Origin of the sequence: Advenella kashmirensis W13003, from assembly GCF_000506985.1 — a bacterium.
GTDB classification, from domain to species: Bacteria; Pseudomonadota; Gammaproteobacteria; order Burkholderiales; family Burkholderiaceae_B; genus Advenella; species Advenella kashmirensis_A.
Genome location: NZ_KI650979.1, coordinates 1,718,839 through 1,730,318, shown reverse-complemented (window position 1 = coordinate 1,730,318; position 11,480 = coordinate 1,718,839). Strand labels below are relative to the sequence as shown.

The 11,480-nt window shown below is 58.7% G+C and carries 11 protein-coding genes; 7 read left to right on the top strand and 4 right to left on the bottom strand.

The window, feature by feature from the left end; all coding sequences use genetic code 11:
- Positions 1 to 17: 17 nt before the first annotated feature.
- The 5 genes from argS to pdxK all read left to right on the top strand — a co-directional run bounded on the left by argS (position 18) and on the right by pdxK (position 5,104).
- Positions 18 to 1,700, top strand: a complete 1,683-nt coding sequence (gene argS / locus W822_RS31955) for an arginine--tRNA ligase (protein WP_024004671.1) — start codon at positions 18 to 20, stop codon at positions 1,698 to 1,700.
- 15 nt (positions 1,701 to 1,715) lie between these two features.
- Positions 1,716 to 2,546: an SPOR domain-containing protein gene (locus tag W822_RS31950; RefSeq protein WP_024004670.1), complete on the top strand. Its 831-nt coding sequence runs from the start codon at positions 1,716 to 1,718 to the stop codon at positions 2,544 to 2,546.
- Positions 2,547 to 2,667: 121 nt separating this feature from the next.
- Complete coding sequence (locus W822_RS31945) at positions 2,668 to 3,303, top strand: thiol:disulfide interchange protein DsbA/DsbL (RefSeq protein ID WP_024004669.1); 636 nt, start codon at positions 2,668 to 2,670, stop codon at positions 3,301 to 3,303.
- A gap of 95 nt (positions 3,304 to 3,398) precedes the next feature.
- Positions 3,399 to 4,214 carry a YggS family pyridoxal phosphate-dependent enzyme gene (locus W822_RS31940; protein WP_024004668.1) on the top strand — a complete coding sequence of 272 codons (816 nt, stop codon included), beginning with the start codon at positions 3,399 to 3,401 and terminating at the stop codon, positions 4,212 to 4,214.
- Entirely contained in the window at positions 4,214 to 5,104 is an 891-nt protein-coding gene (gene pdxK, locus W822_RS31935; protein WP_024004667.1) for a pyridoxine/pyridoxal/pyridoxamine kinase, read from the top strand. The genes W822_RS31940 and pdxK overlap by 1 nt, the downstream gene beginning before the upstream one ends.
- 66 nt (positions 5,105 to 5,170) lie before the next feature.
- Here the strand turns inward: pdxK and metC are convergent, their stop codons facing one another.
- Positions 5,171 to 6,370, bottom strand: a complete 1,200-nt coding sequence (gene metC, locus W822_RS31930) for a cystathionine beta-lyase (RefSeq protein WP_024004666.1) — start codon at positions 6,368 to 6,370, stop codon at positions 5,171 to 5,173.
- Between the two features lie 65 nt (positions 6,371 to 6,435).
- On the opposite strand from metC, the gene W822_RS31925 reads away from it, so the two are divergent.
- The gene (locus tag W822_RS31925; protein ID WP_024004665.1) at positions 6,436 to 7,065 is read left to right on the top strand and encodes a LysE family translocator; all 630 of its coding nucleotides are present in this window, start codon (positions 6,436 to 6,438) and stop codon (positions 7,063 to 7,065) included.
- A 60-nt stretch (positions 7,066 to 7,125) separates the two neighbouring features.
- Here the strand turns inward: W822_RS31925 and W822_RS31920 are convergent, their stop codons facing one another.
- From W822_RS31920 to W822_RS31910, 3 genes are all read right to left on the bottom strand, one after another.
- Positions 7,126 to 7,881 (bottom strand): GntR family transcriptional regulator, encoded by a 756-nt coding sequence (locus W822_RS31920; protein WP_024004664.1) that lies wholly within the window; start codon positions 7,879 to 7,881, stop codon positions 7,126 to 7,128.
- Positions 7,882 to 8,017: 136 nt separating this feature from the next.
- Positions 8,018 to 8,782, bottom strand: a complete 765-nt coding sequence (locus tag W822_RS31915; RefSeq protein WP_024004663.1) for an enoyl-CoA hydratase-related protein — start codon at positions 8,780 to 8,782, stop codon at positions 8,018 to 8,020.
- Positions 8,783 to 8,802: 20 nt separating this feature from the next.
- Positions 8,803 to 10,032: a CaiB/BaiF CoA transferase family protein gene (locus tag W822_RS31910; protein ID WP_024004662.1), complete on the bottom strand. Its 1,230-nt coding sequence runs from the start codon at positions 10,030 to 10,032 to the stop codon at positions 8,803 to 8,805.
- 298 nt (positions 10,033 to 10,330) lie between these two features.
- On the opposite strand from W822_RS31910, the gene W822_RS31905 reads away from it, so the two are divergent.
- The gene (locus W822_RS31905) at positions 10,331 to 11,362 is read left to right on the top strand and encodes a Bug family tripartite tricarboxylate transporter substrate binding protein (protein ID WP_024004661.1); all 1,032 of its coding nucleotides are present in this window, start codon (positions 10,331 to 10,333) and stop codon (positions 11,360 to 11,362) included.
- Positions 11,363 to 11,480 lie beyond the last annotated feature (118 nt).

Sequence of the window (11,480 nt, the reverse complement as noted above, 5' to 3'; positions counted from 1 at the left end):
CCACCCCTGCCGACGCCATGCTCCCCGAGCTGCAACAACATCTTCTTTCGCTGCTACAGGCAGCCGTTCATCACCTTCTTCCCGACGCCAGCCCGGTCATTAAACTGGAGCGTCCCAAACAGGCCGATCACGGCGATATTGCAAGCAATGTCGCCATGCAGATCGCCAAGCCTGCCCGACGTAATCCACGCGAGCTGGCGCAGGAAATCGTGTCTCATGTACTGGCCAACCCGGCAGCGGCCGGCGTGGTGGAATCGGCCGATGTGGCCGGACCCGGTTTTATCAACCTGCGCCTGACACAGGCCACGCACCAGCGGGTTCTGGATACCATCGCACAACAGGGCAGCCAGTACGGGAATGCCGCAAGCCGCGATGAAAAAGTTATTGTCGAATTTGTCTCGGCCAACCCGACCGGACCACTGCATGTCGGCCACGCTCGCCAGGCAGCGCTGGGCGACTGCGTATGCCGCCTGCTCAGCGCGGGTGGCTACCAGGTACTGCGCGAGTTCTACTACAACGATGCCGGCAACCAGATTCATAATCTGGCCGTCAGTACCCAGGCGCGCGCCCGAGGTATCAATCCCGAAGACGAGGCCTATCCCGCAGACGGCTATCGTGGTGAGTACATTGCCGACATTGCCCGCGACTACCGCAACAAGGCGACCGTCGTCGCCGATGGCCGCAGCGTCACCGCCACCGGCGATCTGGACTCGCTGGAAGACATCCGCCAGTTTGCCGTTGCCTGTCTGCGTCGCGAACAGGATCTGGACCTGCAGGCTTTCGGTCTGAAGTTTGACAACTACTATCTTGAAAGCTCGCTTTACAACGACGGCAAGGTAGAAGAGACCGTCAACAAGCTGATCGCCAGCGGCTACACCTACGAACATGAAAACGCCCTGTGGCTGAAGACGACCGAGCTGGGTACGGGCGATGATAAGGACCGCGTCATGCGCAAATCCGACGGTGGATACACGTATTTCGTACCGGATGTCGCCTATCACGTCACCAAATGGAACCGTGGCTATACCCACGCCATCAATATCCAGGGCACCGATCACCACGGCACCATTGCGCGCGTGCGGGCCGGCCTGCAAGCGCTGGAGCTGGGTATTCCAAAGACCTACCCTTCGTATATCCTACATAAAATGGTCAAGGTCATGCGCAATGGCCAGGAAGTCAAGATTTCCAAACGCGCCGGCAGTTATGTCACCATGCGTGACCTGATCGACTGGGTCGGGCAGGACGCGGTCCGTTATTTCCTGATCCAGCGCAAGGCCGATACCGAGTTTGTCTTCGATATTGATCTGGCACTGGCAAAGGGTGAAGAGAATCCGGTATATTATGTTCAGTATGCGCACGCGCGTATCTGCAAATTGCTGCGCGATTCTGCAAACCTGACCGATAGTCTGAGCAGCGCCGACAGCAGCCGGCTGGTGGCTCCCACCGAAATCACGCTGCTCAAGCGACTGGCCGAATTGCCGGGCCTGATCCAGACCGCCGGCCAGGAACTGGCGCCGCATCAGCTGGCATTCTGGCTTCAGGAATGCGCGGCCGATTTTCATGCCTGGTACAACGCCGAACGCATCATGATTGACGATATCGAATTGAAACGTGCGCGGCTGCGTCTGGCCGATGCCACCCGTCAGGTCATTGCCAATGGCCTGTCCCTGCTGGGTGTGTCCGCGCCCCAGCAAATGTAAGCGAGACTGTTCCCCATGGCAACACGCAAGAAACGCCCCGCCTCCCGCAGCACCCGGTCTTCATCCGGCAAAGGCATGACATTCTCGTCAGTCCTGCTCGGCCTGATCATCGGCCTGTCCGTCGCGGCGGTGGCGGCGTTCATGATCATGCGTTCGCCTTCGCCCATCCAGGACCCACGCCAGCCGGCTAACGGCCAGCCTGGTCCGCTTGTCGGACAACCGCGCCCGGGTGCGCCGCTCATTGACCCCAATGCCTGGATGAACAGTGACGGCAGCATCAATTCGGCACGGCAGCCTCCCGTCCGAGACAAAATTGATCCGCTGGCCCCGCTCATCGGCATTCCGGAGAACGCCGGCGATATGCCGTTCACCACCGGCAACGGCCTCACACCGGCCAGTCCTGCAACACCACCAGCCAAAACATCGCCAAAGTCCGATGACGACCAGATTGCCTCGCTGATCAACACGCTGCCGGCCGATAAAACGCCTGCAGCACAGCCAAAATCATCCGCATCCGTCGCAAATACGGCACCTGGCAAGGCAGCAGAGCCTGCCGCCAGCCGCAACGACAACAAAGCCGCGGCCACCGGCAATACCGCGGCCAGCCAAAGCAGCAATGCGGTTCCGCGCTACCTGCAAGTGGGGTCCTATCGGGATGAAAAAGAAGCCGACGCCTTTCGCGCGCGCATGATCATGATGGGTTTCAATGTGCAGATCCAGAAAGCCAGAGTGAACAATATGGATGTCAATCGCGTTCGTATCGGTCCGTTCAACAATGAACAGGAACTGCGCGAATCCCGTGCCCAGCTGTCCGGAGCCAAAATCAGCTCCACGATCGTACGTTAGGCCGAACATGGAACGGGAACTTTACCCTGCCCGTTGTGTCCTATTGCAATAGCGTTTGATCTGCAAAGATTCCGCACAGGGGCAACATGTCCGATTATTAACCCAATTGAAGAATCCCACTATGAAATCATCTTCCACCTTGTTTCGTTTCGTATCCGCAGCCCTGCTTATGGGCGCGACGGCTTTGGTGCCCGCAATGGCCCAGTCCGGTCCGGCATTCAAAACCCTCAACACGGCCCAGCCGTCCGGATCCGGCGACAAAGTCGAAGTAATGGAGTTCTTTGCCTACAGCTGCCCGCATTGTGCCGAGATGGAACCCATGATAGAAAAATGGGTTAAAACCCTGCCCTCCAACGTGGCCTTCATCCGCGTCCCGGTCGCTTTCAATGCCGCCATGCAACCCATGCAACAGCTGTATTATTCACTTGAAGCACTGGACAAGCTTGATCTGCATCCCAAGGTTTTCGATGCAATTCACAAGCAAGGCAAAAAGCTGTTCACCAAGGATGCCATTGTTGACTGGGCCGCTGACCAGGGAATCGACAAGGCAACCTTTACTTCGGCTTTCGACTCTTTTGGTGTAACCGCCAAAGTCAAACGCGCCACCGAGATGACCGACACCTACGCGATTGAAGGCACGCCGTCCATTGCCGTCGGCGGCAAATACGTGACCTCGCCCGGCATGACCGGCGACTATGCGTCCAGCATTACGCAGGCCCAGAAACTGCTGGATCAAGTCCTGGCCGAGAAAAAGTAATCAGCCTGGCGTGATCAAAACGTTGCCCGATGCAAAGACGGCAACGTTTTGCATTTGAAGCAAGACGGCACACGCCTTGACAGCGAGTGGGATACATGAAGACGAATACGCCCCTGGCAACAACCACCCTTCACGACCGGCACGGTCGCTGGCCGCAAGCCGAATCGACTGAAGACTTCCGCCGTAATCTGACGGCTGTCCATGCACGCATCGCAGCCGCGTGCCAGCGGGTGGGGCGCGATCCCGCCAGCGTACGCCTGCTGCCGGTCAGCAAAACCAAACCGGAAGGCAGTCTGCGTCTGGCCTATGGCGCCGGGTGCCGCATGTTCGGCGAAAACAAGCCGCAGGAAGCGTATCGCAAATGGGAAGCCATGACCGATCTGGAAGATTTGCGCTGGTCGGTCATTGGGCATTTACAAACCAACAAAGCCAAACTGGTCGCGCGTTTCGCCGCCGAATTTCAGGCGCTCGACAGCCTGCGCGTGGCCGAAGCGCTGGAACGGCGTCTGCAGGCCGAAGGGCGCTGTCTGGATGTATTCGTACAGGTCAACACCTCCGGAGAAGCCAGCAAATACGGTCTGCCGCCCGACGAGGTCGCGACCTTCCTGCGCCAGTTGCCGACCTTTTCGGCCTTGCGCGTGCGCGGTTTCATGACGCTCGCGGTCCTGTCTGCCGAAGCCGGGCAGGTGCGACGCTGCTTTGTACTCTTGCGGGAGCTGCGCGACAGATTGCGCCAGGACGCGCCTGATGGTGTCTCGCTTGATGAATTGTCCATGGGCATGTCGGGCGACTATGAAATCGCGATTGAAGAAGGTGCAACGGTGGTGCGTGTCGGCCAGGCTATTTTCGGCGCACGCTCAACGCCGGACGCCTACTATTGGCCCTCGGCCACAGCGGAAAACAACAATTAATGCGCACCGTTCCCATCAAACCGTCCGCAGACACGACTGAGCCGAATGCGACCTTAAACCCGCTGCCCATTGACGTCGTGTCGGTTCAATCTCAGGTGGTCTATGGCCGCGTAGGCAATAACGTGGCGGTTCCCGCTCTTGCCGCCCAGGGACTGCTGGTGGCCACCGTGCCCACAGTCGTGTTCAGCAACACCCCTCATTACCCCACTGTGCATGGCGGTACCATCCCCGACGAATGGTTCGCAGGCTATCTGTCCGATCTGTCTGCGCGCGGCGCACTGGCCGGGCTTCAGGCGGTACTGGCAGGTTACATGGGCGGTCCGGAACAAGTCCATATGCTGGGCGACTGGGTCAGCCGCATGCTTGAAACCCGGTCAGCCCTGAAACTGATCGTCGATCCCGTGCTGGGTGATCACGATACCGGCGAATATGTGAGTCCGGGCATGGCCGAGGCCTACCGTCGCCACCTGCTGCCGCTGGCCGACGGGCTGACGCCCAACAGTTTCGAGTTACAGCAACTGACCGGGCTGCCCAGCCCGGACATTGAGAGCGTCGTTACCGCCGCACGCACCCTGCTGACCGGACGCACACAATGGGTCATTGTCACCAGCGCCGCGCCCGCAACGTGGCCGGCCAACCAGATGCTGGTGGCGGTTGTCGACCGTCAGCAACACACCGTGTTGACCCATCCTCGCATTGAAGTCATGCCCAAAGGCACCGGTGATTTGTTCACCGCAACGCTGACAGGACGGTTATTGACCGGCTCAACGGTGTTTGACGCCGCGACCTATGCATGTGACCAGGTTATTGCGGCACTGCAGCTGACTCGCCAGAAGCAATGCGCAGAGCTACTGTTGCCCTCGCTCCCCAGCTCGCATACGCCAGAATAAGATCGTCCCAGGATAGGACCGGCGCAGAGTGAGACCCGTCGGAGCAGGCGTGCCCCGACCAGGTAATCAGAGCGCTTTCTGCATGGCCTGCTGCAGGTCCGCGATCACGTCTTCCACCGCTTCCAAACCAATATGCAGGCGTACGACCTGCACCGCAGTATCCGCAAGCTTGCCGAAATAGGCATGGTTTCGCAGAAAACCGGTGTCAACCCACTGCACCAGGCTTTCATAGCCGCCCCAGGAATAGCCAATACCAAACAGGGTCAATGCGTTGACAAAAGCGCGCACCTGCGCCGGCGACATATCCAGTGCGACTGAAAGCAGCCCATTGGAACCGGTGCAATCGCGCTTCCACAATACATGACCGGCATCGTCGGGCCAGGCCGGATGAAAAATTTGCCGGACTGCCGGTTGCTGCGCCAGCCACTGGCAAACGTCCAGCGCATTGCGGGCGTGCTGTTGCATTCGTACCGGCAGCGTACGCACACCGCGAATAGCCAGCCAGGCGTCGTCTGCGCTCACGGAAAATCCCATGGCGTACTGGTTGGTATCGATGGTTTTGATCAGAGCCGGATCATTGGCAATGACGGCGCCCAGCATGAGATCCGAGTGCCCGGCCACATATTTGGTACCCGCCACAATACTGACATCGGCGCCCAGCGCCAGGGGTTGATAGGCATAGCCGGAGCCCCAGGTATTGTCAGTGACCAGGATCAGCCCATGTTCCTTTGCAAACGCGGCCAGGGCGGGCATGTCCAGCATTTCCATCAGCAGTGAGCCGGGCGCTTCAACATACAATATTTTTGTATTGGGTTTGACATGCTTCGCCAGGGCCTGCACGTCTTTGGCGGATGTAAACGTCGCCTCAATGCCCATGCGTCCAAGCACCGTATTGCTCAGATGATAAACCGGACCATACACGCAATCGGCCGCAAGCAAGTGGTCGCCTGCACTTAACAGCGACAGCAGGGCCATGCTGATGGCACCCAGGCCCGAAGAGGCCAGAAAAGCCCGCTGCCCGCCTTCCAGTGCGCAGAAAACATCCTCCAGCGCTGCATGCGTTTCCATTCCCATGCGCCCATACGTGACCAGCCGCTCGCCACCATTCTTGCGCCGGTAGGTTTTTTCGAGATCTTCGACAGTATTGAAGCGAACCGTACTGGTGCGGATGGACGGCAATCCCACCGGTGCAACAGGATGCTGCGCATCACACGGCGCGGTGCCCAAATGCTGTAAACGGGTATGAATGGATGACTCGGAAGACATGACACGGTCCTGTGGTTTATGATTCAAACAGTCAATCATTATAGCCACCCGGCATCGGAGACACCATGATCAGCCTTGACACCGCATTGGTTTTTGCGGGTATCGCCTGCCTGCTGGCCCTCTCGCCCGGGCCGGACAATCTGTTCGTGCTATTTCAGTCCATGCTTTGGGGCTGGCGCGCCGGTTTTATGATTACCTTGGGTTTGTGCACTGGGCTTCTGTGGCATACCTTTATCGTCACCATCGGCATAGCTGCCCTGATTGCCGCATCACCCACTGCTTTCCTGGTGCTCAAACTGATCGGCGCAGCCTATCTGCTCTATATGGCCTGGCAGGCCTGGCGTGCGCCGCCCGTATTCGCCACCACAGAAACCGCGCCCGCGCGCCGCAGTAATATGCAGTTTTATCGTAGCGGGATTCTCATGAGCGCCACCAATCCGAAAGTCAGTATTTTCTTTCTGGCGTTCCTGCCGCAGTTTGCGCATCCCGAAGCCGGCTCGGTCACCTGGCAGTTGCTGGCCCTGAGCGCGATTTTCCTGGTCTGTGCGCTGCTGATATTCAATGTGGTTGCCGTGTTTTCGAGCTTCGTCGGACGATATTTGAAGCAATCGGCACTGGCGCAGCGCCTAATCAACCGCCTGGCCGCCGTGGTGTTTGTGGGTCTGGCATTCAAGCTGGCCACAAGCAGCAAATAGATTGGCACTTTGCCGCGCCTTCATTTCAACCTGAGGCTTTCTACTTCAGCCTGATGTTTTCTACTTCAGTTTGATATCAAGGCGGACCACGTCACCGCGATAGACTCCGTCGCCGATAAAAACAATCGTGCCATTCTGGTCCACGGCACTGCGATGCACATGGGCCACCGGCGCATTCAGGGGCAGTTGCAGCAAGTCTGCCAGTTCCGGATCGGCCGAGCCCAGCGTCAGGGTCTGATGCGCCTCGACGATCTCCAGCCCCGGCAACTCGCGCAGGATACGCATCGAGGTCTTGGTCTCGAACGCCTTGGCGGGGATACGGCGACAGATTTTTTCATCGATGAATACTTCGCCCAGGTAATAAGGGCGGTCATTGCGCCAGTGCCGGCGTTTCCAGTACTGATAGCTTTGCGCCAGCTGGCCCAGCGACAGATCAGCCGTCGCGGGCATGCGCCGGTCGCGCGCCGCCAGGATTTCAAGGCTGACGCCTTCCGGCGCAATCAGCTGCCCGTCCCAGTTGGACGCCACTTCGCACCAGAACTGTTCCTGGGGCTTGCCCGTGACAAAGGTGCCTTTGGCGCGGTAACGCTCAATCAGTTTTTCCTCTTCCAGCAGGTCCAGCGCCTGCCGCACTGTTGCACGCGCTACCTGACACTCGTCGGCCAGTTCATCGACCGTCGGAATCTGCGAACCAACAGGCCACTGCCCCGACTCCACGCGTCGCCGGAACAGGCTGGCCAGTTGTACATAACGGGCCGCGGCGCTGCGGCTGAAATCAATGGGAGCGGTGCTGCTTTTGTTCGGCGCTTGCGTCATTTTTTGTCCATGGTGTGGCGAGGAATACTCGGGTGCAAAACATCCCTGTGGGTACCCCGCCAGCGGCATTGTCATTCACTTGTGCATTATAGCCAGTCATCTCTGACGACGTATCGCAAAAGGGCGAACAACCAGACTATCGTCCCTTGAAGACCGGCGCCCGTTTCTCCACGACCGCACGCACAGCTTCACGCGCGTCTTCGGAGTGCATCAGCTTGGTACTGTACTGTTGTTCGAGTTCGTAGCCCTCATCGACCGGCATATTTTCAATCCGGTTCAGCGCTTCTTTCATCGTCACCAGGCCGACCCGGCTCTTCGAAGCAATCACGTTTGCCATATCCATGGCCGTCGGCATAAGCTGGCGAGGTGTAACGACTCGCTCGACAAAGCCGACCCGATGGGCCTCCCACGCACTGATCTGCTCACCGGTGAACGCCATGTAGCGCAAGCTGCCCTGGGGTACCAGACGGCCCGTATGCGCGCCGCCACCGCAACGGCCCACATTGATTTCCGGCATGGAAAATGTCGCTTTTTCTGATGCGACGCGAATATCGCTGCTGCTGGCCAGCACGCTGCCCGCACCCAATGCCGGACCATTGACTGCCGCAATGACCGGAACCGCGCAATGCCGTATAGCCCGGAATGTGGCGCGAACCACCTTGGCCCTGCCCGGATCCTCTTCGGGCGTGGCGGCCAGGAACTCCTTGAGTTCCAGACCCGCGCAGAAGGCTTTTGTGCCTTTGGCGGTAAACACAACGACATTGATGTCGTCCATGCCGTTGATGGCTTCGAACGTTTCCGTAATGGCCTCGTAGCGCGCCAGTGTCAGCGCGTTGACGGGAGGTGAATCAAGCGTGACCACCGCAATTTTGCCCTGCTTTTCCAATTGGATTTCTTTCATCGCTTCCATTTCCTTGTTAATCAAACAATGCCCGATTCGCGCAAGCCGGCGATATGTGCCGCGTCATAGCCCAGATCAGTGAGTATTTTGTCAGTGTGTTGTCCCAGCTGCGGTGGTGGTGATTCAAACTGCAGTGGCCGGTTGGCAAAGTTGATCGGGCACACCACCTGCGGTAAGGTGACGCCGGCCGGGTGTGGCAGCGTACGCAACATGCGGCGGTGCTGCACCTGCGGCTCCTGGAACACTTCCGGGATACTGTTGATCGGACCACAAGGCACGCCGGCCGCGCCCAGGGCGGCAACCAGATCAGCCCGCCGCCAGCCGGAAAACTCGTCCTGCAACAGCGTCGTGAGCTCACGTACATTGATCGCACGCTGCGCATTGACACTGAAACGCGCATCGGTCGCCAGTTCGGGGCGCTTGACCGCATCACATAATTTGACAAACTGCCGGTCATTGCCGACAGCCAGGATCACATCGCCATCGCTGCAGGAATATACGTCCTGCGGCTGAATATTCGGATGGGCGTTGCCGCCCCGCTTGGGCGTCTTGCCGGACAGCAAATGGTTCATGGCCTGATTGGACAACACCGCCGTCTGGACGTCCAGCATCGCCAGATCAATGTACTCGCCCTCGCCGGTCCGCTCCCGATTGGCCAGGGCGGCGAGCACCGCGACAGCCGTATACATGCCGGTCATCAGATCCACGATCGGAATGCCCACTTTTTGCGGCCCGCCGCCGGGCTTGTCATCGCGCTCGCCGGTGATGCTCATCAGACCGCCCATCGCCTGAATCAGAAAGTCATAGGCGGCTTCTTCCTTGCGGGGGCCGTCCTGGCCAAAGCCGGTGACAGAACAATAGATCAGCTTCGGATTCACCTCTTTCAGGCTTGCGTAATCGAGCCCATACCTGGCCAGCGCGCCGGCCTTGAAGTTCTCCAGCACAATATCGCAATCGACAGCCAGATCACGTACAATCTGCTGGCCCTCGGGCGTATCCAGGGCCACCGTAATGGATTCCTTGCCCCGGTTTACGGATAAATAATAACCCGCCTCGGCGGTGTTGTTTCCCTCACTGTCCTGCAGAAATGGAGGCCCCCAGGCGCGTGTGTCGTCGCCATGCACCGGTCGCTCGACCTTGATGACCGTGGCCCCCATGTCCGCCAGCAACTGACTGGCCCACGGTGCTGCCATAATGCGGCTCAGGTCCAGTACTCGTACATGCGAGAGCGGCCCGCTTTTCTGACTCATTCGTTGTTCTCCTGAAATTAATCTGGTTTTATCCTGTACCCGGGCACGGGCTGTTACATATCGTGTTGTCCGGTACATAGACCCATACGCATGCAGCCCAATGCATGGCGCAGGATAGAGCCCGGGAACACGATCACTTCCATATAGGACATAATTATAGCCTATATAGTACAATAATACGACCTATTGACATTACAGGCGTAATACCCTAGCATCACTGATGTACTTTACTTTCCTTGCCCGCCCTATCCCAGAGAGAAGCATAGCGGGTATTTTCCATGATCAAAAGAGGAACTCAATGAGACAGCCTTCCCTTATTGCGCGGTTTGGACGCGTCCAACGCCCGCCCTTTCAACACCTCCTTGCCCGGGCACTGTTGCTGTGCGCTGCGAGCGTACTGAGCATCACCCCTGCACTGGCCGACGAAACCTATCCTGCCAAACCGGTCAAGCTGACCGTACCGTTTCCGCCTGGCGGCTCCAGCGACACCGCGGCACGTATCCTGGCCGACGGGATGTCCAAACAGCTGAAACAAACCATGGTCGTGGAAAACCGGGCGGGCGCCGCCGGCACCATCGGCATTGCATCGGTCGCACGCGCCCAGCCTGATGGCTATAACCTGGGCGTAGGGCCGGTGGGCGGCACCATTATCGCCCGCCTGATCGGCATGCAAGTGCCCTACCAGCCCCAGGATCTGGTGCCCATCGCCAACATCGGCTCATTGCCGCTGGTCGTCGCCGTCAATAAGGACGTACCCGTCAACAATATCAAGGAACTGGTGGAGCTGGCCAAATCGAAACCCGGCAGCCTGTCCTACGGCACATCAGGCGCGGGCACACCCGGCCATCTGGTATTCGAATACTTCAAGAAAATTGCCGGCATTGACGTCGTGCATATTCCTTACAAGGGCGATTCGCCACTGACCAGCGACCTGATCGGCGGTCAGGTGCAGATCGGTGTGCTGACCGGCCCGGCCGCCAAGGCGCAGCAAAGCAACCCGAAACTGAAGTTCCTTGCGGTCAGCAGCGCCAAGCGATATCCGCAAATGGAAGCGGTTCCCACCCTGGTGGAAAGCGGCTACCCGGACCTGAATATCGAAATATGGAACCTGCTGATCGCCCCGGCCAAAACCGCCCCGGCCGTGCTGACCCGCCTGAACGAAACGATGAATGCCGTACTGAAGGAACAGGATACGATTTCCCGCCTGGATGCGCAGGGCTACCTGCCCCCGGTCGCCATGTCGCTTGAACAGGCACGCGAGTTTGTGGAAACGGACCGCAAGAAATGGGAAACCATCGTCAATACGACAGGTGTCAGAATCGGGCAATAACGCCCTTCGATGCCAGTGCGGACCGGGCACGGCGCTGCCCGGCCACCGTCGCCATCGATGCCTCTGTCCGTTGATACTTTTTTCTTTTCACTTTTTTATGCCCGCGTCACAATGATCG

Coding starts and splice junctions, on each gene's coding strand:
- metC (WP_024004666.1), bottom strand. CDS start 6,370: ATGTCTTCCGAGTCATCCATTCATACCCGTTTACAGCATTTGGGCACC.
- argS (WP_024004671.1), top strand. CDS start 18: ATGCTCCCCGAGCTGCAACAACATCTTCTTTCGCTGCTACAGGCAGCC.
- W822_RS31940 (WP_024004668.1), top strand. CDS start 3,399: ATGAAGACGAATACGCCCCTGGCAACAACCACCCTTCACGACCGGCAC.
- W822_RS31920 (WP_024004664.1), bottom strand. CDS start 7,881: ATGACGCAAGCGCCGAACAAAAGCAGCACCGCTCCCATTGATTTCAGC.
- pdxK (WP_024004667.1), top strand. CDS start 4,214: ATGCGCACCGTTCCCATCAAACCGTCCGCAGACACGACTGAGCCGAAT.
- W822_RS31945 (WP_024004669.1), top strand. CDS start 2,668: ATGAAATCATCTTCCACCTTGTTTCGTTTCGTATCCGCAGCCCTGCTT.
- W822_RS31925 (WP_024004665.1), top strand. CDS start 6,436: ATGATCAGCCTTGACACCGCATTGGTTTTTGCGGGTATCGCCTGCCTG.
- W822_RS31950 (WP_024004670.1), top strand. CDS start 1,716: ATGGCAACACGCAAGAAACGCCCCGCCTCCCGCAGCACCCGGTCTTCA.
- W822_RS31915 (WP_024004663.1), bottom strand. CDS start 8,782: ATGAAAGAAATCCAATTGGAAAAGCAGGGCAAAATTGCGGTGGTCACG.
- W822_RS31905 (WP_024004661.1), top strand. CDS start 10,331: ATGAGACAGCCTTCCCTTATTGCGCGGTTTGGACGCGTCCAACGCCCG.
- W822_RS31910 (WP_024004662.1), bottom strand. CDS start 10,032: ATGAGTCAGAAAAGCGGGCCGCTCTCGCATGTACGAGTACTGGACCTG.